The organism is Glutamicibacter uratoxydans, from assembly GCF_050753455.1.
GTDB classification, from domain to species: Bacteria; Actinomycetota; Actinomycetes; order Actinomycetales; family Micrococcaceae; genus Glutamicibacter; species Glutamicibacter uratoxydans_A.
Genome location: NZ_CP192736.1, coordinates 626,603 through 649,038, shown reverse-complemented (window position 1 = coordinate 649,038; position 22,436 = coordinate 626,603). Strand labels below are relative to the sequence as shown.

Annotated in this window: 19 protein-coding genes; 8 read left to right on the top strand and 11 right to left on the bottom strand. The window is 57.4% G+C overall.

Going from position 1 to position 22,436, the window contains the following annotated elements; translation table 11 throughout:
- Nucleotides 1-24: 24 nt before the first annotated feature.
- A complete protein-coding gene (locus ACQQZ8_RS03110) occupies nt 25-831 on the bottom strand; it encodes a putative hydro-lyase (RefSeq protein WP_431711257.1) in 807 nt (268 codons plus the stop codon).
- 40 nt (nt 832-871) lie between these two features.
- Nucleotides 872-2,092 carry an NRAMP family divalent metal transporter gene (locus tag ACQQZ8_RS03105; protein WP_431712118.1) on the bottom strand — a complete coding sequence of 407 codons (1,221 nt, stop codon included), beginning with the start codon at nt 2,090-2,092 and terminating at the stop codon, nt 872-874.
- Nucleotides 2,093-3,077: 985 nt separating this feature from the next.
- On the opposite strand from ACQQZ8_RS03105, the gene ACQQZ8_RS03100 reads away from it, so the two are divergent.
- From ACQQZ8_RS03100 to ACQQZ8_RS03075, 6 genes are all read left to right on the top strand, one after another.
- On the top strand, nt 3,078-3,473 hold the full coding sequence (locus ACQQZ8_RS03100) for a hypothetical protein (RefSeq protein WP_431711256.1): 396 nt from the start codon (nt 3,078-3,080) through the stop codon (nt 3,471-3,473).
- A 173-nt stretch (nt 3,474-3,646) separates the two neighbouring features.
- The gene (locus ACQQZ8_RS03095) at nt 3,647-4,651 is read left to right on the top strand and encodes a LuxR C-terminal-related transcriptional regulator (protein WP_431711255.1); all 1,005 of its coding nucleotides are present in this window, start codon (nt 3,647-3,649) and stop codon (nt 4,649-4,651) included.
- 218 nt (nt 4,652-4,869) lie between these two features.
- Complete coding sequence (locus tag ACQQZ8_RS03090) at nt 4,870-5,469, top strand: PadR family transcriptional regulator (RefSeq protein WP_431711254.1); 600 nt, start codon at nt 4,870-4,872, stop codon at nt 5,467-5,469.
- Nucleotides 5,466-6,191, top strand: a complete 726-nt coding sequence (locus tag ACQQZ8_RS03085) for an ABC transporter ATP-binding protein (protein ID WP_431711253.1) — start codon at nt 5,466-5,468, stop codon at nt 6,189-6,191. The genes ACQQZ8_RS03090 and ACQQZ8_RS03085 overlap by 4 nt, the downstream gene beginning before the upstream one ends.
- 1 nt (nt 6,192) lies before the next feature.
- On the top strand, nt 6,193-6,663 hold the full coding sequence (locus tag ACQQZ8_RS03080; protein WP_431711252.1) for a hypothetical protein: 471 nt from the start codon (nt 6,193-6,195) through the stop codon (nt 6,661-6,663).
- 7 nt (nt 6,664-6,670) lie between these two features.
- A complete protein-coding gene (locus ACQQZ8_RS03075) occupies nt 6,671-9,103 on the top strand; it encodes a hypothetical protein (RefSeq protein ID WP_431711251.1) in 2,433 nt (810 codons plus the stop codon).
- Nucleotides 9,104-9,197: 94 nt separating this feature from the next.
- Here the strand turns inward: ACQQZ8_RS03075 and ACQQZ8_RS03070 are convergent, their stop codons facing one another.
- The 3 genes from ACQQZ8_RS03070 to ACQQZ8_RS03060 form a co-directional block, all read right to left on the bottom strand.
- On the bottom strand, nt 9,198-11,159 hold the full coding sequence (locus ACQQZ8_RS03070) for a BCCT family transporter (protein ID WP_431711250.1): 1,962 nt from the start codon (nt 11,157-11,159) through the stop codon (nt 9,198-9,200).
- Between the two features lie 688 nt (nt 11,160-11,847).
- Nucleotides 11,848-13,518, bottom strand: coding sequence for a bifunctional phosphoribosylaminoimidazolecarboxamide formyltransferase/IMP cyclohydrolase (purH, locus tag ACQQZ8_RS03065; RefSeq protein WP_431711249.1), 1,671 nt, complete (start codon nt 13,516-13,518; stop codon nt 11,848-11,850).
- Nucleotides 13,519-13,605: 87 nt separating this feature from the next.
- Nucleotides 13,606-14,352, bottom strand: coding sequence for a hypothetical protein (locus ACQQZ8_RS03060; RefSeq protein WP_431711248.1), 747 nt, complete (start codon nt 14,350-14,352; stop codon nt 13,606-13,608).
- A gap of 145 nt (nt 14,353-14,497) precedes the next feature.
- Between ACQQZ8_RS03060 and ACQQZ8_RS03055 the strand changes: the two genes are divergently transcribed.
- On the top strand, nt 14,498-15,832 hold the full coding sequence (locus ACQQZ8_RS03055; protein WP_431711247.1) for an MFS transporter: 1,335 nt from the start codon (nt 14,498-14,500) through the stop codon (nt 15,830-15,832).
- 49 nt (nt 15,833-15,881) lie between these two features.
- Here ACQQZ8_RS03055 and purN read toward each other — a convergent pair whose 3' ends face one another.
- Both purN and ACQQZ8_RS03045 read right to left on the bottom strand, forming a co-directional pair.
- On the bottom strand, nt 15,882-16,460 hold the full coding sequence (gene purN / locus ACQQZ8_RS03050; RefSeq protein WP_431711246.1) for a phosphoribosylglycinamide formyltransferase: 579 nt from the start codon (nt 16,458-16,460) through the stop codon (nt 15,882-15,884).
- Between the two features lie 58 nt (nt 16,461-16,518).
- Nucleotides 16,519-17,685: a calcium:proton antiporter gene (locus tag ACQQZ8_RS03045; protein ID WP_431711245.1), complete on the bottom strand. Its 1,167-nt coding sequence runs from the start codon at nt 17,683-17,685 to the stop codon at nt 16,519-16,521.
- A gap of 354 nt (nt 17,686-18,039) precedes the next feature.
- Here ACQQZ8_RS03045 and ACQQZ8_RS03040 point away from each other — a divergent pair, with 354 nt between their 5' ends.
- Entirely contained in the window at nt 18,040-18,567 is a 528-nt protein-coding gene (locus ACQQZ8_RS03040) for a DinB family protein (RefSeq protein ID WP_431711244.1), read from the top strand.
- On the opposite strand, the gene ACQQZ8_RS03035 is transcribed toward ACQQZ8_RS03040, so the two are convergent.
- From ACQQZ8_RS03035 to ACQQZ8_RS03020, 4 genes are all read right to left on the bottom strand, one after another.
- On the bottom strand, nt 18,564-19,874 hold the full coding sequence (locus tag ACQQZ8_RS03035) for a cell division protein PerM (RefSeq protein ID WP_431711243.1): 1,311 nt from the start codon (nt 19,872-19,874) through the stop codon (nt 18,564-18,566). The two genes, ACQQZ8_RS03040 and ACQQZ8_RS03035, sit on opposite strands and share 4 nt — an antisense overlap.
- Nucleotides 19,875-19,952: 78 nt before the next feature.
- On the bottom strand, nt 19,953-20,762 hold the full coding sequence (locus ACQQZ8_RS03030) for an aldolase/citrate lyase family protein (RefSeq protein ID WP_431711242.1): 810 nt from the start codon (nt 20,760-20,762) through the stop codon (nt 19,953-19,955).
- On the bottom strand, nt 20,747-21,532 hold the full coding sequence (hpaH, locus tag ACQQZ8_RS03025; RefSeq protein WP_431712117.1) for a 2-oxo-hept-4-ene-1,7-dioate hydratase: 786 nt from the start codon (nt 21,530-21,532) through the stop codon (nt 20,747-20,749). The genes ACQQZ8_RS03030 and hpaH overlap by 16 nt, the downstream gene beginning before the upstream one ends.
- A gap of 140 nt (nt 21,533-21,672) precedes the next feature.
- Nucleotides 21,673-22,359, bottom strand: coding sequence for a CE1759 family FMN reductase (locus ACQQZ8_RS03020; RefSeq protein WP_431711241.1), 687 nt, complete (start codon nt 22,357-22,359; stop codon nt 21,673-21,675).
- Nucleotides 22,360-22,436 lie beyond the last annotated feature (77 nt).

Below are 22,436 nucleotides of genomic sequence, written 5' to 3'. Positions count from 1 at the left end.
CGCGCTCTCCCTCAGCGGCGCATACTACGGCATCTGATAGTGCGAGTCCCGCGCATCAGTGATGAGCATATGCCCGGGAGCGTGACCAATGGCTAGGGCCGGACGAGATTCCATGACCGCGGCTTGCGGAGTCACACCGCATGCCCAGAACACCGGGATGGTTCCTTCGGGTAGAGAGACCGGATCCCCGTAATCCGGTGAAGCAAGATCAGCAATGCCAATTTCCTGTGGGTTACCGATATGCACCGGGGCCCCGTGCACGGCGGGGTAGCGTGAGGTGATTCGTACCGCGTCGGCCACCTGACTGGCAGGGATGGGCCGCATCGAGACCACCATAGGTCCGCCAAGACTGCCGGCCGCGTTGCTACGAACATTGGTCTGATACATGGGTACGTTGACCCCTTGATCGATGTGCGCCATGCCGATACCGTGTTCCATCAGCGCGGTTTCGAACGTGAAGGAACATCCCACCATGAAGGTGACCAGATCCTCTCGCCAGTGCTCGAATAAATCTAGCGGCTCATCAACTTTGACCCCGTTCTCGTAGACCACGTATTTGGGCACATCACTGCGGATATCGCCGCCGACCAACAGCTCACCGGTGGTTTCTCCGGCATCCAAGACACCGAGCACAGGGCAGGATTTCGGGTTTCGCTGCGCAAAGAGCAGCACCTCAAAAGCCAAATTTCTGGGGACAATGAGCAGATTAGCTTGCGCGTAGCCGGCACTGAATCCGGCGGTGGGGGCGCTGAATCCGGTGCGGAACAGGGCACGGGCTTCGCTGGGTTTCAGTGCTGCACGTTCTGCTGCGGATAGCTGGTGTGTACTCATCGTCAACTCCTTGAAATTGTGCGTCTTAGTTTGATTGTGTTTAGCCGTTCCAAAGGGCTGCCAAGCCGGAGATCGAGTTCCATCCGAGGAAGATCGTCAGCAACCAGGCTGCAGCACCGCTGAAAAGCAGGACCTTGGGATAACGGTAACCGTTCATCAGATCCCGGCGACGCCAAGCCACCCAGAGCAGCACGGTCAATCCGATCGGCAGAATCAGCCCATTGAATGCCCCGGCGAAGATCAGCAGGGTCTGCGGCGCTTGTCCCAGGAACAGGTAGACCACGGCACAGAAGGCAATAAAGATGACGGTGATCAGATTACGCTTGCCCGCTGAGGTGGTGGACTTGGTAACGAAGGACACCGAGGTGTAGGCCGCCCCGATTACACTGGTGAGCGCCGCGGCCCAGAGGATGACACCGAATGAGCGCATCCCGATCTCGCCAGCAGCGATCCCGAAGGCTTCGGCAGCCTTATTGTCACTGGTCAGTGCCACTCCCCCGACGACCACACCGAGAATTGCGAGGAATAGCAGCACCCGCATCACACCGGTCACCAAGATAGCTAGGATCGAGGTGTTTGAAATTGCTTTGATATGTTCCACGCCGCTGGTGCCGGAGTCGAGCATGCGGTGCGCACCGGCGTAGGTGATGTAGCCACCGACAGTACCGCCGATGAGCGTGGTGATGATCAGGAAGTCGACCTGCTCGGGCATCACGGTGTTTTTTAGCGCTTCACCTACCGGTGGGGCAGCCACGATGGCTACGTACAACATCAGCAGAATCATGATCGCACCAAGCAGCACCACGATTCGATCCAAGGCCATGCCCGCCTTCTTGGAAAGGAAGATCAGGATGGCAATCGCAGCCGAGATCGCACCACCAATTTTGGCGTCCACCCCAAGCATGGCGTTTATTCCTAGCCCGGTGCCGGCGATATTGCCGATGTTGAAAACTAGTCCACCCACGAAAACCAAAGCCGCCATTACCCAGCCCACCCCGGGGAGGACCTTGTTACCCAGTTCTTGGGCGCGCATCCCACTGACACCGATCACTCGCCAAACGTTGAGCTGGACAGCGATATCTACCAGAATCGATACCACGATCGCAAAAGCGAATGCTGCACCGATCTGAACAGTGAATTCCGTGGTTTGCGTAATGAATCCGGGGCCGATGGCACTGGTTGCCATCAGGAACATTGCCCCCATCAGGGCGGTGCGCCGTGCCGCGGGACTGAGTTTCGGCTTCGTCTCAGAGCTTTCCATGATTCCATCCAATACGCTATCGGTGATGAGCATCACCCTCACTATGTGCTGCAAGATACATTACATGTTGTTGAACAATCTTCGCAATACTTTGTTGAACAATTTAGCCTGCGCTACACACGCGGGAATCGGCCACCCCGCATTCGACCCAGTCAACAACACCTCATGCAACGTGCCAGCGTGAGGCAATCTCAGCAGCGGCAAGCGCCGCCTCCTCACCCACCGCCTGCAACCCGTGCACCCTCTTGCCATTTGGCCACTCTAGGCCGCGTCCGGTAGTTGCCAAGGAACTTTCAGGCCAAAATACTGCCTTATACCTCTTCGCTAGTATCGGGGTGAACTACGATTTCTTCCATGTCAAATGATCTTTAAGGGAAGATTCGAGGGGTGGTTTTCACGGTTCTGGCGGTACTTCGCAGGGCTAGTTCTGGCCACTAAGTATCATGTCCAGATGTGGACCTACCAGCGCATGAAGCCGCGGGAGAGAGTTATTCCTGCAGCAACCCGGATGGGTTGCAGCCCCATACCTCACAAGAGTGCCCAAGGAGCTTCCTATTAACCGTCGATTCCAGACCACCAGCATGATGCGCCACAGTTGCCACCACCGCGCCGCCCGGGCTGCGAGCGCCACGCCAATCGCCCTGCCTAGCACCCACGACCATCGTCACGACCGCCGATACTCCGGTAGTCGATGATCCGGCCGACTAGGACTGAATTAAAACGGCAATTCAAGGAAGGAACTAGGAAAGGAGCATCGGGATGTGCGGATCCAAGGGAGCGCGCTAAACCACCCCAGCAACATGATCATCAGGCCTCAAGAGCCCAGCATCTAGTTTCCCAGCCAAATGACACGCTCCTGAATCGACTGGGTTACTTGCCCCGTTCTGAGGTTCTTCGGGCATATACGCCGCACACTGGACGGTCCAACAATCAAAGTTACTGAATTCAGCACTTTTCTCCCCCATAAATTAGAAAGGTGGACGTCATGTCTGCTGCACTATCCATGAAGGCGCCCAATAAGAAGCTTCTGTCCAGGCAGGCGCGCCTGCTCGGAGTGTTGGCCACCACTGTCTGGCTGATCGGCGCGGTGCTGGAGCTCATCGGATCCGGCGGTGACTTACTCATGGCTGCGGTCATTGCCGCAAGCCTACTCACCGTGCTCTTCGCCACGCTGCTCTTAGTCCTTCGCTCACAGCGTCCGACGCAGCGCGCAACTCTAGTCACCACCTTGGCGGTCTTGGCTGTCGGCGCAAATATTCCTTTTATCGCCCAAAGCTCGGTTCCTTGGTTTCCGATTGTGGCAGTAACTTGTGCGGTGGCTACCGCGGCGGCCACCGCAAGTATCGACAAGAAGGTGCCAAAGGAAGTTGGACATGGCTAACCATCCAGAGAAAGAGACGGTGGATTCCGGAGCTCAAGTATTGAATTCAAGAGCGATTGATTGGGCCGTAGAACTGTGGCCCACATTCACTTCACCTTCGGGCCAAAAGAAGACGAAGGACGATTTGACCAGTCGATAGATGATAAGTTCGAAAAAATACTTCTGGAGGACGGATGCTCAACGAGAATTCCATGCGGCTTTACGCCTTCGCTATCGGCAAGCAGACATGGACTAACGAACAGGCATCCGTCCAGCTGAATATCCCCCTCGCGGAGATTGCTGTTGCCAGAGAGCAACTCACCGAGCATCACCTGCTGCACAGCACCGCTGGGAGCGAAACCACGGTCACCGCGACTCCCCCAGATGTCGCTGTCGCCACACTCCTTGCTGATGATGTCCGCCGGGTTCATGAGCTGCAGCTGGGAATCGCCAAACACCGTGGAGAAATGTTGGCTTTGCTGCCGCTTTACCGCGAAATGAAAGCGGCCGCTTCGGAGGGCTCCCATGTGGAGATCCTGCAGGACGGCGCCATGGTGACCAAGTATCTCTCGGAGGCCAGCAGGGACGTGGCCAGCGAAGTCTTGGCAGTACAACCTACCCCGATTAGCAACGTTGAACGAGCCAAGTCTTCAGCACTCAAGGACATTGAATTGCTCGAGCGCGGGGTAAAGCGTAGGACCTTACGCCGTTCACGCGATCGGGATCATCCGCCAACCTTGCATTTGGCTCGCGAGTTGGCTCCGCACGGAGCCGAGCATCGCACGCTACCTGTCCTACCACTTCGGGTGATGATTTTCGATCGAACATCAGCATTGATCTCCCGCCCCGATTACGATCACGATTTCACCGCTATTGTCGTCCACTCCAAAGATCTCGTTGTTTCCTTAGCCGCAGTTTTTGACTGCATCTGGGATGCAGCCACGCCCATGCCGGTCGACCTGCCCAAGTCGCAAACCCACTCGGAAGCCAGAGGGCTGAGTGCCGTCCAATCCGCCGTGCTCGACGGCATGGCGCTGGGCTTGACTGACGAAGCCATCGCTGCGCGAGCGGGTGTTAGCGTGAGGACTTGCCGACGCCATATCGCGTCGATATTCGAGTATCTGGGCGCGGAAAGCCGCTTTCAGGCCGGAGCACTGGCAGCCAGCAAGGGGCTATTGCGTCCCGCATTACTTGCCTAGAACTTTTCATTCCTGTTACTGGAACACGGGGCACTTCCCCCAGGTGCATCTCTGCCGAGCCTCTAGTTCCCTCGGGCCGCTTCCACCACGCACCTCACTTAATTTCCGAGATACGCGATGCTGACCAGCGCAAACTTGCTCATTGCATACTACGTATCTAGTATTACATACACAGTATGCATACTAAGTATGCTCAGCACTAATATTCTGGAGGCGCTATGTCCATCCGCCATTCATTATTGGCCCTCTTACAGGACCAACCCATGTATGGGTATCAGTTACGTGCAGAATTCGAAGAGCGCACCGGCGCAACCTGGCCGTTAAACATCGGTCAGGTCTACACGACCTTGGATCGGCTGGAACGCGACGGACTAGCAGTCAAAGAGGGAGACGACGGGGACGGGCACGTCATTTATCGCATCACAGCAGCCGGTCAGACCGAGGTAAACAATTGGTTTGCTGCACCAGTGGTAGCAAGCAACCCACCGCGTAACGAGCTGGCGATCAAACTTGCTTTGGCTTTAACTCTGGAGGGGGTGGATGTGTCGGCCATCGTTCAAGCACAACGTACCGCCTCGATGCGCACTTTGCAGTCCTACACGCATCAGCGTCGCCAATCAGCTGACCCAGCACAGGGCCAACCGCAGGATGTGGCGTGGATTTTGGTGCTGGACTCCTTGATTTTCACCACCGAAGCCGAGATCCGCTGGCTTGATCATTGCGAAGGTTGGATGCGCCAGCATCGCTCCGCAGCGAAACCACGGCCGCGCAAAGATTCTGCCCCGTCCGCCGCTGAGGAAGAAAGAGTCGCCAAATGAGCCCTGCGATCCTGCGGCTTTCCAAGGTCGCTAAATCTTACGGTTCCGGCGCGACCTCGGTGAAAGCATTACACGATGTCACTATGGAAATCGGTGCTGGTGAATTCGTTGCCGTAATGGGACCTTCCGGTTCGGGCAAGTCCTCTTTACTCTCGCTTGCCGGTGGACTGGATACGGCGAGCAAAGGCAAGATCTTCGTTGAAGGAACTTCACTCAACGGATTGCATATCAACGAGTTGGCAAGACTACGTCGACGTGCAGTGGGGTACGTATTCCAAGATTTCAATCTAATCCCCACCCTCACCGCAGTAGAGAACGTTGCATTACCCCGGGAGTTGGACGGAATTTCGCCGCGGACTGCCCGAAAACTAGCCATGGACGCACTTGGCCGCATCGGGATTGCTTCCCTAGCCACACGTTTCATGGACGAGCTCTCCGGCGGGCAGCAACAACGGGTTGCCATCGCACGAGCGATTGTCGGCCAACGACGCTTAATCTTGGCCGATGAACCCACCGGTGCACTGGATTCGGCAACCGGTGATGAAATCTTGGGCGTCTTGCGCCAATGCGCCGACGAGGGATCCGCGGTTATGCTGGTCACGCACGAAGCGCGGCATGCCAGCTGGGCCGATCGAGTGATCTTTCTGCGTGACGGTCTGATCGTCGATGAGGCTTCGCAAGCCCACGACCCCGCAGTGCTATTCAGCCAGGCCCAACACTAAAGTGGGCCTGGACCTAAGCCCCGTCAGCTTAAGTACCTCCCGTCGCCTCACCTTGGCGCTGCGGATGGCCTGGCGGGATATCAAAAGACACCGTGCGCGTTCGGTCCTGATCATAGGACTCATCGCGCTTCCGGTTTTCGCGCTGTCTTTACTGCTCGTTGTCATCAGCTCTGCCACGCCCACCCCCGAGGAGACGGTCACCCAGCAGCTGGGTTCCACGCAGGGTAGAGTTGATGCCGGATTCACCGAATTCACTTCGGTTCGGCAGACCCCGCAGGGCGATCTAGAGTTCGTCTCGACCGGCCCGTTGCGTGGCGAACAAATTGGTTTCGAGCAGGTGTTGCCGTTACTATCCACTGATTATGAGCTCTTACCTTGGTGGGAAGTAGAACTCACGGCCCACTATGCGCAGGCTGAATTGCCTTTTAGCGCCGTAGCTAGCCAAGTGCTACACCCCGGATTTCGAAGGTAAATACAGCTTGCGCGAAGGACGAGCCGCGCACGGCGCCAATGAGGCCATGGCGACCGCCGGTTTGATGAAGCGCTTTGACCTGTCGATCGGTGATCAGTTCACCACCAACCTGCAGGATTTCACCATCACCGGTGTCGTGCGCGACCACCTAGTCGGTGATTGGGACGAAATCCTATTTCTTGATCCGACCCAGCTACCTGCAGAAAACGAACCAGAGTCACAAGGCTTGGTTTACTATTTGTTGGGCGAACAACCTCCCACCTGGGAGCTGGCAAAAGAGCTGAATAAGCACGGCGTGGTGCTGACCGCGGGGAGCATTATGCTTAATCCGCCCAGTGAAGCCGAATTCTTAGCCTATGCCGGTACCTATATCGATGGGGAGCCACGCTGGGTCGTTGACGCATCAGAAGCTGGGGTGTTGTTACTTTTAGGTCTCTTGGCACTTTTAGAAGTAGGTTTGCTCGCTGGAACCGCCTTCGCTGTGGGCGCACGGCAACAGCAACGCGATTTGGCTTTGCTGGCCGTCTCCGGCGCAGAAGCAGGGATGCTGCGTCTGGTGGTGACAGCTGGCGGGATCTGGTTAGGAACCATTGCTGGCATCCTCGGTGCGAGCCTCGGCGTCGCTACCGGATCGGTCTGGGTCTGGGCATCTCTGGAATCGGGGGACACGCAATTTGGCGGTATCCATATTCCGGTGCTCGGCGTGCTCGGCATGGCACTGATTGCCGTCACCTCCGGGGTTTGCGCGGCAGCCATCCCGGCACGAGCTGTAGCGTTGCAGGCGGCCGCGCAGGCTCTGAAACCCGAGCCAATTGCATCTGCTAACAAACGCAATGCCACCCAGTTCGGCTGGTTCTTGTTGGGGATTGGCGCCCTCGCGTTGCTCGGGGCACTATTCTTAGCGCTTTTGACGCGCAACTCTAGTTACCTGTCTGCCACCTACAAGATGAGTGTCTCCCTGGTAATTTTCGGTGCTGTCGCTTTGTTACTGGGCCTCATCTTCCTTGTGGGCTCCATAGTGCAGCGGCTGAGCGTTGTCACCGATCGGTTGCCGCTGGCCTTAAGACTTGCGCTACGCGACGCGAACCGCAATCGTAACCGCACTGTTCCGGCGGTAGCCGCCGTTTTGGCGGCCGTTACACTATCCAGCGCCCTGACAGTCTTCACCTCCAGTGCCTTGCGCTGGGAAGATCGTGATTATCAGTGGTCGTATCATCTCAATCAAGGCGCTCTGGCACTGGAATTCTTAGAATACGAAGAGGAAAGACTAGCTTCAAACATCACGGAGACAACCTCTGTAACGCTCGGCCGCGCGGCCCCAGCAGATTTACTCGGACCCCTGCAACGAATTCTTGGTCCGAATGTAGAGACGCAAGTGATCTCGGGTAGTCCCAATGCGAACATCTGCACGGAGCTGACTTCCTTCGACGAATCCTCCGCGCAACTACAAGATCAAGAGCCCTGTTTAGGCTGGGGGTTACTGGAACCCGAAGAGCATCGTTGCGTTCTGGCACCGGATTATCTACCCGTGAATCTGGATGATTGGCGTTGTCAGGGCGCCATCGCCGAAGCCGGGCAATCTCTCGGGTGGCCTGGACTAATCGTCGGCGGTGAAGAAGAGCTCAAATTGGTGCTTGGACAGACGCCGAGTTTTGAGGCTCTCCAGATGTTGCGTCATGGCGGTGCAGTGATAAGTAACCCGGTGTTCCTCACCGATTCCGGACAAACCACGGTCTTCTCTTACGACCCGAACGAAGACTTCGATGCTCAAAATTGGGAACAGTCAGCTCCGGAAAGGGTACTTCGCCCCATTTACAAGCCGGTGACCACGCAGAGCATTCCGGCGATGGTCGAGGAACCGCAGAAACCGCTGAACTATTTCGCGGTGATTTCTCCACAGACCGCAAAGGACTTGGGTATCCCGGTAGCCGAACGGTCGATAATTTTCAGCCTCGACCACACCCCAAACAACGAGAAGTTTGAGGAACTATTTATCGCCCTGCACCCCTTTGTGGGCGAATATGGGATCGTGGATTTTGAATCGGGACCACCAGCAGATCTAAACAATGTGCTGTGGTTCTTAGTCCTGCTCTCGATGCTAGTCACCCTAGGCGCCGCTGGGATCACCGCCGGACTAGCATTGGCTGATGGGCAGCAAGACCAAGCCGTGCTGTCCCGAATTGGAGCGGACCACCGGCTGCGTAAACGGCTGTCGGCGGCTCAAGCGCTACTCACCGCCGCACTGGGTACGCTCTTAGGCATTGTGGCTGGAACGGTCCCGATGCTGACGCTGCTGGGGTTGACTCGCGAACTAACACCGGTCATCCCGTGGCTACAGCTCACAGTGATCATCCTGGTTGTGCCATTGGCCGCGGCTGGTGCCGCATGGCTCTTGACCCGAGGGCGTTTACCATCCGCGCCTCGACAAATCCGCGGCTAGCACCACTCACCAGGACAACACCGTTGTGGCGTACCAGAAGGTTGCTCTTCTCTTATACCGCAACGGTGTTGTCGTATCCGCCGACCTAGTGGAGCTAGCTGCTCGTCCCATCAGTAGTGCGTTCGGACTCAAGTTCGGGTAGCTTCTCACCGGGCGTTACGGCATCTAGTTCTCGGGCGCTCACGATCGGCAGACTTCCGGTGTACCACTCGGTCAGAGCTGGGTCATCACTTTGGAAGTCGGCTCCGGCTCCCTGTTCTTCCGGTACCGCGTCGGTGCCGAAAGCGAAGTCATCACCGTGTTCGTCGATGCCGCGTCGCACCCCACTGCGGATCGCTTCTAGGGCATAGCGCCGGCGAATCATCACCGGGTCATTACGCAATTCCAGACCCCAAGAGATCATCACACCCAGCAAGATCACCACGAACGGCAGTGCGCAGGTCACCATGATTGACTGCAGCCCAGACAGTGCGTTGCGTCCACCGGCCAGTAGAAGGAACATCGCAATCAGCCCCAAAGCCACAGCCCAGATAATCGTGACTGGCTTCGCTGGTTCCGGCCGCCCGGACTGGGACATTGAACCCATGACATTAGCCGCCGAATCTGCGGCGGTCACGAAGAAGATCAGGATCGCCAGCAAACACACGATCCACATCACCGAACTCAACGGCAGGTTCGCCAACACATCGAACATGACATTTTCCCCGGCACCCTCGACCGCGACATCCAGTCCGTTCATATTCATCCAGATCGCGCTACCGCCGAAGACGGAGAACCAAAGGATCGAGATTCCAGCAGGTGCGAAGACCACGACAGTGACGAACTGGCGCAAGGTGCGTCCCTTGGAAATCTTGGCAATAAACATCCCCACGAATGGCGACCAAGAGATCCACCAAGCCCAATACAGGGTTGTGTAAGCGGTCAGGTACTCGGCTTGGACCGGTCCCTGGCTAGCGAACACGGAGAGCATGTCGGGCAAATTACCTACCAGCGTGATCACGGTGGAAGGCACCAAGTCCAGAATGAAAACCGTTGGACCAAGAATCAAGACGAAGGCGGCCATCGCGATCACCAAGGCCATATTCGCATTCGACAGAACACGAATACCCTTTTTAATGCCGACTACGGCGGAGAAGGTAAAGACCACGGTCAGGAGGCTAATCACGACCACGACATAGCCGTTGCCCAGCTCAGCCCCGGTCACGATCGAGGTACCGGTGCGGATCTGCAAGGCGCCGATCCCCAAAGAGGTGGCCGTGCCAAACAGGGTGACCAGTACCGCGAATACGTCGATGACTTTGCCCAGTATCCGGTTGTTGCCATTTGGAAACACCGGCTCGAATAATGAGGAAATCAGCGGCAGACGTCCCCGACGGTAAGCTGCGTAGGCCAACGCGCCACCCACAAGGGCATAAATGCACCATGCGAACGATGCCTGGTGCAGGATCGAATCTGCCATGGCCGGAAGTACGGCATCGGAGCTGCGAGCCTCGGCGTCCGACCACGGTGGTGGGGTAAGAAAGTGGCTCAACGGTTCGAGCGGACCGTAGAAGATCAGTCCAATTCCCAGACCGGCAGCGAACAACATCGAAATCCATGAACTGGTGGAGTATTCAGGGGTGCTGTCATCAGCGCCTAAACGGATCTTGCCCGTCGGGCCAAAGCCCACAACGAACATGAAGATCACGATAGCCACGACGGTGAGATTGAATAACCAGCCGAAGTTCAGCACCACCCAGCTCTGCATCCCCACGCCCACGGTGTTCAAGTTTTCCGGAGCGAAGATCGCCCAGAGAAGAACCGCCAAGGAGACCACCAGCGCCACGATGAAGACGCTACGCCGGGTGGGGAAGCGAACACCGGTGTCTTCGACGCTAATCCCCGGGATTAATCCGGGGTGTATCCCGAATTCGGGGTTCTTCCGCGCCTTGTTCAGGGCCTTTTTCACCCACTGCACATTGCTGTTCTTGGAAGCTTTTTGTCCCGACCCGGGACGCCCGTTGTTGGGCGTTGTCTCGGCGGGAACCTGGCCTGGATGTTCTTGGTCAAAATCCATAACTATCAATTTTAGTGCCCGAAGATCTGATTTTCCGCGGAAAATCAGGGGGCGAACCGCGCCTCGCATGCTTAGTTCCCATGGTTACCAGTGAAATTCTGACCTTTGCGCTGATGCCGCACAGACAATCCAAAGTGATCAGGGCCACAATTTAGGCAAGAGGGCAGGATTTGACAATAAGTGAGATTCCTCATTTTTACAACGTAGGATTCCGCACGCTTTAGCACGAGTAGCGGCTTGCGAACCCACCGGACGATATCTGTCTCAACAGCACCTGAGGCTGTAATCTCAGGTACTGCTACTTGCATGTCAATGCGAAGAATTGGCATGCCTCCAGTCGTCACTGCTCCCTGTAGAGCTCGATGGGTTTTTCAACGTTGCCTGACTAACGGCCGGGCAAATGACTAGTCGGTGGATACTCTCAGAATTTGTTCCGGAAGGTCGGCTATAATCCTAGACATTTTTCTTCCGTTTCGCTGCAGGAAAACTGCTCTTGAGTCGTTGAATCCGGTTCTTTAACAGCCTGCAGCGGGTAAGAATTCAGGGTCGTTTCGCACTGTCCATTCTGCTGCAAGCGCTCAGTGCCGTGGCCAGTGTTTCGCGGCGCGAGAACTCGTAGTTGTTTAAAGTTCCGAGCCCCGCCCAACGCGGTGTGCGCTGTGCGGGGCCCTGTGGAACAACTAATCGTTTAGTGGAAGAAGTGACGGGCTCCGGTGAAGTACATGGTGATACCTGCGGCGTTTGCCGCAGCGATCACTTCTTCATCTCGTACCGAACCGCCTGGCTGGACCACAGCCTTCACGCCGGCATCGATCAGGATCTGCAACCCATCGGCGAAGGGGAAGAACGCGTCCGAGGAGGCTACGGCTCCTTGAGCGCGCTGTTCGGATACTGAACCGTCAGCATTTTCCGCTCCGCCAGCCGCATCGGCACCGGAGTCAACGCTCACGCCTAGGGTGTTGGCGCGTTCCACGGCCAGCTTGCAGGAGTCCAGACGGTTCACCTGCCCCATGCCGATACCAACGGCAGCGCCGTCTTTGGCCAACAGAATCGCGTTGGACTTCGCCGCACGCACTGCACGCCAAGCGAAGACTAGATCCGCGAGGGTCTTCTCATCGGCGGCGGCACCTGCTGCGAGGGTCCAGTTCGTCGGGTCATCACCGTCGGCGCTGATATTATCGCCGGCCTGGACGAGCATCCCGCCAGAGATCTGGCGGAACTCATTGCTATTACGGGCGTAACCCTGCGGCAGCGTAAGCAGACGAATATTCTTCTTCGCGGATAAGATTTCCACGGCCTCAGCTTCGAAATCCGGGGCGATAACCACTTCGGTGAAGATATTCTTGACGGTTTCTGCCATGGCCTTGGTAACCGTCCGGTTCGCGGCAATGACCCCGCCGAAGGCGGAAACTGGGTCGGTGGCGTGGGCCTTGGCGTGCGCATCGGCGATTGGGTCCACCGCGTCCGGGGAGGCAACAGCCACCCCGCAGGGGTTGGCATGCTTGATAACGGCCACGGCGGGTTCGGCAAAGTCGAAGGCGGCACGCAGGGCAGCGTCGGCGTCCACGTAATTGTTGTAGCTCATGGGCTTGCCGTGCAACTGCTTGGCCTGCGCGATACCCTGTGCGGCTGCCGCGTCGGTGTAGAGCGCTGCCTGCTGGTGTGGGTTCTCGCCGTAACGCAGCGCGGCTTCACGTTCTAGGGCGACACCGGCGAAGGCCGGCCAACTGATCTCGCCGGTCTCATCTTCGTCAAGGAACTGGCTCGCGGTCCAGGAAGCGACCGCGCTGTCGTAGGCTGCGGTGTGGGCATAGGCTTTGGCGGCTAACCGCTGACGGGTCTTCAGCTCAAAACCACCTGCTCCCGCAGCATCAATAACCTGAGGGTAGAAGCTGGGATCCACCACAATGGAGACGGCGGCATGGTTCTTAGCGGCCGAGCGCACCATTGCCGGGCCACCGATGTCGATCTGTTCCACCACCTCATCCGGTGCAGCGCCAGAAGCTACAGTTTCAACAAAGGGGTAGAGGTTCACTACCACCAGGTCGATCTGATCGATTTCCATCGCTGAAAGCGTGTCCAGATGTTGTGGCACGCGACGGTCGGCAAGGATCCCGCCGTGAATTCGCGGGTGCAGGGTTTTAACCCGCCCATCGAGCATTTCCGGTGAACCGGTCACCTGCTCCACTTCGGTGACAGGAATGCCGGCTGCGGCAATCTTTTTAGCCGTGGAACCGGTGGAAATGAGCTTGACCCCTGCGGCGTGCAGCCCGGCGGCAAGTTCCTCCAGCCCGGTCTTGTCGTAAACAGAAATGAGGGCGCGACGGATCGCCACACGATCTAGTACGGTCTTGCTCACGTAATTGCTCTCCCGAGAGTGCGACAGGGTAAATGACGACGGCTTGCTGCCGCCGCGTCCATTCTAGCCCTGCGCACCACGTAAACTTCAGGATGTTTCAGACATCGAGTCGTCCAAGACAATATCCGGAAAATGCTCGGTGAGCTGTTGTGGAGTGAGGCACAATCGTAGAAGCGCCTCGGCATGATCGTCATCTGCCACGTAGGTCACCAAGTCAACCTTGGTTCGTTCGTTGAGCTCATCACGCAACCCGAGAGCCACCTTGACCATGGTGCGATAGTAGGTTCGAATCGTCCGGCTCCAGCCCTCGCGTTCGGCCAGCGCGCGTAACGCGTCACCCCAGATTTCGGCGGCAACATCCTCAATCAGTTCGATCGAGGACCAGTGCCAGTCACTGGGTTCCCACTTATCTGAATAGAATCCATCCTGATCATCGGACTCAAGGTCTGCTTCCAGTGCCTGCAACACCTGGTCAATATCTTCGGTGTCCGAGTCATCTTCATCCTCGGAATCCGTGTCATCATCGGATTCTGGTTCACCACTGCCAGAGAATTCGTCGGCATCGGCACGGTCTTCGTAGAATTCCTCGTTGTCGAGGTCCTCCCCCCGAACCACCAAGAGTTCGCGGGTTTCGGTCAACCGGTCTCTTTCCAATGCTTGGATCGAGTTCAGTGCCAACAACGGCATGTCTATAGATTCGGACTCCTCGGTGCTCACCCCGTGCAAGGCGATGGCATAGAAGTCTTGATTCGGGTGTTGCTCAATGATTTCCGCCGCGTGTCGAAGGGCGGACACCCGTAGCGCCTCTTCGAGAGCGGTCCAATCTACTCCCATGACCAGAGATTACCGTGTTCTGGCCCGCACCGATAGGTCTTGACGTGAAGCTAAATTAGGCGTAGTTAGGTAGGTCGCGGGGTGGGGAATCGGTAAGCTACACAAGGATCTTCATTGCTAGCCCGGCCAGCGAAAGGCTGAACTCGTGTCCACCACCACTCACCCAACCGGTACTCAGATTGTGCAAGAACTGCCGTTCAAATGGTCCGTACAGGGTTCAATTTTCATCATTGGCGGTCTCGGATTCATGTTTGATGCCTGGGATGTGACCCTCAATGGGGCGCTCATCCCGTTGGTTGCCGCAGAATGGGGATTGGACCGGACCACCGCGGCGCTGCTAGGCACCTCGAATCTGGTGGGGATGGCGGTGGGCGCCTTTCTGTGGGGTGGGTTGGCCGACCGCTATGGCCGGAAGAAGGCATTCTCGGCCACCTTACTCATGTTTTCGATCTTTACTGTTCTGGGCGCGTTCTCCCCGAACTTTGGTTTCTTTGTGTTCTTTCGATTCCTCGCCGGGGTGGGGTTGGGCGGTTGTATTCCGGTGGACTATGCCTTAGTTGGCGAATTCACTCCGGCAAAATTACGGGGGAGGGTACTCACCGCTATGGATGGTTGGTGGCCCATCGGAGCGGCGTTGTCCTTCTTCGTTTCCGGCGCGGTGATTGCCACCACCGATAATTGGCGGCTGATTCTGCTGACCATGATCCTACCGGCGCTTTTGGTGTATTTTGTGCGTCGTTCGGTTCCCGAATCCCCACTTTATTTAGCCGCACAGGGTCGCGAAGTCGAAGCTCGGACGGTCATTGATGATCTGGTTCGCCGCACCGGTGCGGAACCTCGGGAGTACCAGATCCAGGCGTTGCGCGAGAAACCAATCGCGTGGTGGCAACAAGTGGTGGCGCTCTGGCGCTACTCCCCCTCATTGACCGCGACGAGTTGGCTGTTATTCATCACTGTGCTGCTAGTTTACTATCTGGCATTGACTTGGCTTCCTTCGATTCTTGCAGAGGCCGGCATGGAGCAGTCTGCGGCCTTGTTCACCACCGCGGTCATGGCGTTGATGGGTCTGATTGGCGTGTTGATTGCGGCGCTTCTGGTCGAGCGAGTGGGACGCAAATGGTTGCTTGGGGTCTCAGCACCCTTAGCGGGGATGGTGTTGGTGGTTCTGGCACAATCCCTGCACGTGCCCAGCACCGCGATCGGATGGGTTTTGGTCTTTGGTGTGATTATCCAGGTGGCTATCCCGGTGCTCTATGCATATGTCTCCGAGCTGTACCCCACCGAACTGCGCGCCTCAGGATTCGGATGGGCTTCAACCATGTCGCGGTTGGCCGCGGGCTTCGGTCCGCTTCTCTTTGCGGCGCTCTGGCCGGTGGTAGGACTCAGTGCGCTGTTTATCGGAGCTACGGTGCTGGTCATTATCGCCATGTTCGTCATGGCACGCTTCGCCCCGGAAACCACCGGTCGGCAGCTAGGCTAGTGCCGCGCTCGCTCTAGCAATCAGTATGCAGCCGTCTTCAACCGATTGTTTAGGAGCTGTGCTGTTTTGCGGCCAGGTCGGCTAGTGTCGCAATCAGCAATCGTCGTTCAACGACCTTAATCCGTTCGTGCAGGCTGTCCTCGGTATCTTCAGGCAACACGGTCACGGCTTCTTGACGCAAAATTGGCCCGGTGTCTACTCCTGCATCGGCGATGTGTACGGTACATCCGGTGACTTTCACCCCGTAGGCCAGCGCGTCACGCACCCCATGAGCCCCAGGGAAGGAAGGCAGAAGCGCCGGGTGGGTGTTGATGTAAGTGCCATCGAAGGCGTTGATGAACTCTTCGCCGACGATCCGCATGAACCCGGAGGACACCACATAGTCTGGCTGGTAGGACAGGCATTTCTCGGTTAAGGCGTGATTCCATTCGGACCGTTGCGGGTAGTCCTTGAAATTCACCACGAAGGTTTCGATCCCGGCATCCGCCGAGCGCTGCACACCGTAGGTGCCGTGCTTATCGGCCCCGACCGCCACAATCTGCACATCCGGCAATTCACCGCTGGCCACGGCATCAATCACTGCCTGCAAATTCGAACCGGTACCAGAAACCAAAACCACAATGCGCATGCTCAACATTCTAGGCTGTCGACGTTCTGTGCTTGTAGTTCCCGTCTGCTAGGTTGCGCTAGGAAAAAACTACCAGCCCATAAACAACAAAGAGCGCCAAGTGTGCCGCACCATGGATCGCCGTGAGTTTTTTGGCGCCGAATCCCGCCACCGTGACCAGCATGGTGACAGCCAGCAAGGTCAAATTCGCTGCGCTCTCGGCCAGGATCACCCGTTGGTCGGTCAGTGAGCCAATGACTAATACTGCGGGGATGGTCAGACCCACCGTGGAGACCAGTGCGCCATGGCAGAGATTAGAGACCCGTTGAATTTCCCCGGCCAAGGCAGCCCGAACGGAGGTAATCGACTCGGGCAGGAACACGATCATGGCGATCAGAATGCCGGATAGCGCCACCGGGGCACCGACTCGTTCCAAAGAAAGGTCGAGCAAACTCGCCATATCGTGAGACAGCAACACAATCGGCAATACGGTCAGTACCAACAGTCCCAACCGTAAGCTGATTTCCTTGCGGTGCTCACGCAGAATTTGAGCGATCGGTGTGCGCGGTTCGCTTTTCTCCGCTCCGTCTCCCGCCGCGTTGCCAGTCGGTTGCAGCTCGGTGAAGTCTGGGGCTTGCGCCCCCATTTGCCGGTACAGGAAAAAGGCGTACAGTCCCAGCGTGAGTAGTACTAAGGGGATTCGTTGGGCGGTAGTGTAACTCCCCGCCTCGCCAATCAGTCCGGGCAGGGCAAATGCCAGCATCAGGAGCACCCCGAGCATCACCAGATAGCTGGAGGTGCCGGTGCGATTGACGGCCATTGTTCCGTGTTTTATCCCGCCAACCAGCAGCGACAATCCGATCACCAAATTAAGAATGATCATCGAGACGGCCATCACCGAGTCTTTGGCGATACTGGAGTGCTCCCCCGGACCCAGCATTACCGCAGAGATCAAAATAACTTCGATCAATACGATAGACAGGGTCAAAACTAGTGAACCATAGGGGTCCCCCATCCGTCGGGCGAGCTGTTCAGCTCCGTGCACTACCCCAAAGGAGCAGATCAGGATGACTAGGATGATCCCTAAAAGGCACAGCAACAACAACCAGGCAGGCAGGGTACTGCCCAACAGGTGGCCGGTCAGGCTCAGCAGCAGGAAACCGCCCCAACCGATGGCGAGTCGAAGTAATGCGGTCGGCGTAATGATCGAACGCGTCAGGGTGATATTCAAGGGGTCGGAACCCATTCCACGGGGTCGTCCCCATGTCGCTGGAACGAACGGGTCGTCCCGTCCGGAATTTCACTCATATCCTAGCCTAGCGTGCAGCGCAGCTTCCTGCGCTACCCGGCAAATGCGCTAGTTCCATCACCGCAGCACGCAGAGCGGCGGAGAGATGGCGATATCAGCATTACTGGTGCTCAGTGAAATGTCCACTGCCGCGGTGCTGGGGCGTTGGCGGTTGCAGACGGTCCCTGGATAACGGCCACGCTGAGCTAACGACTGCTGCTGAGCTTCGCAGCGTGAGCACCCGCCGCCTCTCGAATGCTCGGGCACTTGGCTCTAGACTAGGCAAAAACCGCTTGAAGACTTGGAGGACTCATGTCGGAGATCATCCCCGATAACAAGGACTGGACCATAGTGCTCAGCGAGCCGTGCCAAGAATGCGGCCAAGATGTGCGCGGGTTAACCCCCGAAGACATCACGGCACGGTTCTCGCAACAGATTCAAGATTTCTTTCCAGTGCTTGAACGTCCCACTAGTCGTGAACGGCAAGACCCCACACGCTGGAGCGACCAAGAGTATGTGGTGCACGTGGCCCAAATGCTTCAGGTGATGGTGCAACGGCTGAACCTAATGCTGTCTCAGGATGCGCCGACGTTCCCGAACTGGGATCAAGACCAAGCCGCGGTTCTAGGCCAATACCACCTTCTGGAACCGGCCGAAGCAGCCGGACTCCTACGTGCGGCCACCGCCGAGTTCACGACCCGCTTGCAGGGTATTTCCCCACGCGACTATGAACGGCAGGGATTGCGTTCCAACGGTGCGGCGTTCACGATCACTACCTTGACCCAATACGCGTGGCACGATGTCCTACATCATGCGTGGGACGTGGGAATTGCGCGCTAGCCTTCCAGGACCGGGTCGCTCTCAAATAAGGGAGCGATCAGGTATCCGATGGCGGTACCGACGGCCACTTGGAGGGCCAACAATCCGGCGCTCTGCCACAGGTGCGGACCCATCTCGGTGAATCGTCCCACGGCCAATGAGCCGGAGGACAGCCAAGCCCCAAGAAGGCTCAGGACCCCGGCGACAAAGCCGGTGAAAACCGCCAGCGCGCTCGTTGAGACGCCTAGTGCCGCCCAGTTATAGGGGATGCGACGGCTAAACCAGTCTTCTAAATGGTTCTCACCCACACGCAGGAAATACCATCCGGCAGCCACTCCGGCCAGCAGCGGAAGCAACATGAACAGCCACATGGTTCCATGATCTCCACTGGGCAAGGCCGCGAACAGCGGGATGGAAGGAAGTGGTCCCACGGTAGTTTCTAAGGTGGACAACGTGCTTCCGGCACCCAGTGCGAACCCGCCGCCGCTAATCCAAGACAGGGTCCAAAACACCATGTTGGGGATGAACCCCAACTGCAATAACGTCAGCGCGAAGGACCCAATAGCTCCCGGACGTAACTCTTGATAGACATTGGCTACATCCCCCCAATGTGCCCCTACCGCCACGGAGAAAAGAATCCCGCTAATTCCCACCGCAGCAACATAGCCGACGAAGCCGGCCACAATCACATGCCAAACATACGACCCGGCCCACCGGCGATGCGGGGAAAGCCGGCTGAGGTAGGCAGCCGTATCGACCCCGATCAGCCGCCCCCAGGAACCGGCTTCACGTCGGGCACCAATGCTCAGCCCCAGAAAGACGATGATTAGCGGGATCAACGCTGCGGCGACCACGTTCACCGAGGCGTGATGGTTGCTCACTAAGTAACCCGTTCCCAGACCCACCACACCATAGGCGGCAAAAGCTCCGACGAGTCCCTGCCACAGTTGATCGGTGTAGGACGCGCGAGCGATGCGACGTCCGGCACGCATCGCGAAAATAAACGGAATCAGGCTTAACCCCAACGGAATCAAGGTAAACCACCCTGAGACGGAGCTCGGATCGGCCACCGGCCCCAAGTTATGTACCTGAATGGGAACCCCGTGACTGGCCAACCAGATGATGCCACCGAACTTCAAGATCATCTCGAAAGACTCTTCACTGAAGCCGCCGCTAAAGTACACAGCGATCAGCGGGATCAACAAAATGGCAGCAACAAATACCACCGACTGCAGAATCTCAAATACCCCTTGGAGCACCAACGGCATCGGCCAGCCGTTTCGCAAACGAAGCATTACTGCTTTCATGGGTTTCTTTTCACGGGTCATTAAAAACAATGTTGCCACCATTGCGGGCGCACACGGTTGTGCGACGCGCAATGATGGCAACGAGGGCCAGCAGGCTACCTAGTAGCTCGCTGGAGCATCCGAGGCCTCTGCACCCTTAAAAGAAGCGGCTAGGGCTTCGGTGGAACGGGCTAACAGTGCCACATCGGCACCTACCCCCACATAGTGCGCTCCGGCTTCCATATACTTCCGCGCGCTACCCTGATCAAAGGCGTTCACTCCGGCATATTTGCCGGCCGCACGAGCTGCCTGAATGGACTTGAGCACCGCAGCTTCCACATCTGGGTGGTTCTGCTGCCCAATCACCCCCATGGTGGCGGCTAGATCCGAAGGGCCGATAAAGATACCGTCGACACCTTCAGTGGCGACGATGTCCTCGACGTTCGCTACCGCTTCGGCCGATTCGATCTGCACCATCACGGTCACCGTGTCCCCAGCCCGGTTGAGGTAGTCCGGGATACGATTCCAGCGTGCCGAACGAGCCAGCGCGGAGCCCACGCCGCGAACCCCTAAGGGCGGGTAGTGGCAGGCAGCCACGGCCGCGGCCGCATGCTCGGCGGTGTGAACCATCGGAATGATCAGTGACTGCACCCCCAGGTCCAGGAACTGTTTAATAATCACCGGTTCGTTCACCGGTGGGCGGACGACCGGCACCACGGGATAGCCCCGCACTGCTTGCAACTGCGCCAAGACGTTCTGCAAATCATTTGGAGAGTGCTCCGCGTCGATGAAGAGCCAATCAAATCCGGCCCCGGCGCATATTTCGGCAATCAGCGGTGAGGCAGAGCAGACCCAGATGCCGCTTAGCGAATGGTCTGCTTCTTTCAACGCATCCTTCAGCGAGGGATCGGGTTCTACTCGAAATGACATGTGACAGTTCCTAACGGTCCGTAATCGGCAAAGACGGTGTCGTTTTCATTGACCCACATGGGGCGAGTGAAGGAACCGGCCAGGATGATCTCTCCGGCCTGCAACTTATCACCGTGCGGAGCAATCTTATTCGCCAACCAGTACACGCCGGCTGCAGGATGGTTCAACACCCCGGCGGCAACTCCGGTTTCTTCAACGGTCTGATTCTTGAACAGGATGCCTGAAACCCAGCGCAAGTCAATCGCCTCTGGTTTGACCGGGTTACCACCCATTACCATCGCGCCCATGGCGGCGTTGTCACTGATCGTGTCAACGATGGTGCGTCCTTCCATCTCTACCCGAGCGTCAAGGATTTCCAATGCCGGGATCACATACTCGGTGGCATCCAATACATCGAAAATATTAGCGTTCGGACCTTCGATGTCCTTCTTCAGTTTGAAGGCCAACTCCATTTCCACGCGTGCTCCAGTGAAATCCGCCCATTTGAAGCTGGATCCGGTATCAAAGAGCATGTCATCGAAGATGATCCCGTAATCCGGTTCAGTGATCCCGGTAGCCATCTGCATAGCGCGCGAGGTCAGACCGATCTTGCGCCCAACCAATACGCGCCCGGCAGCTTCCGAGCGCTGGCGCCATAAGTTCTGCACGCGGTAAGAATCTTCCACCGTCATTTCGGGGTAGCGTGCGGTCAGTAAGGGGACCGGGGTGCGCGTGGCACCTGCCTGAACTAGTTCATCGGCGATGGCCGTGATTGTTTCCTCGGGGAGCATCGGCGGGGCTACCTTTCGCATTCGCTGACTGCCGGATGGAGTTCATCATTCCATGGCTTTTAGGGGCATGCTACCGGGGTTCGCCGCGACTTGGCATATCGTACTTAGATCCACGCCGCTACCTGAGGTTAAACTTCGTCTTACAAGGTCGCCCCGGACCTCACCTGCTCCAAGAGCTTCTCGAAAGGCAGTGAGGTCATCTCATCGCGCGCGTTTGCATTGTCGCTGACCTTGGGGGCGATCGATCGGGTATCGCCCAAGTCCGCGTCGGCGCTGAGACTCGCACCGGTCCCCCATACGCGAATGACTTCGCGTGCGACGCGTTGTTCACGTTCGGAGAGGGTTCCGGCTCCTTGGTCCGCACCCCAGTCTTCGGATGATGCGAAAACCGTGGTGGGCATAATCTGTGCACGTAAGTAGGCGAAGATCGGCCGCATGGCATAGTCGATGGCCAGCTGGTGGCGGGCGCTGCCGCCGGTGGCAGCTAGGACAACCGGTTTGTCGTCGAGTGATTTCGGATCCAGCACATCGATAAATGATTTGAATAGACCAGAGACCGAGGCGGTGAAAATCGGGGAAACGGCGATCACTACGTCGGCGTTCACCACGGAGTCGAAAACGTTTTGCAGCTTTGGTGGGGCGAAGCCGGTGAGCAGGTTGTTAGTGATATCCGCAGCGTAATCGCGCAGTTCCACCACGGAAAGATCCCCTTGCACGCCTTGGGCAGCTAACTCTCGCACGAGCGCCTGTCCTAACTGGCGGCCAAGTAGCCCGGAACTTGATGGGGTGCCCAATCCCCCGGAGACGACAACGATCTGCTTACTCATCGAGATACCTTTCATTTACATGCGTTTGCATGCATAACACATTAGGGTGGTGTTTCATTCCTGAGCCCTCAAATTCA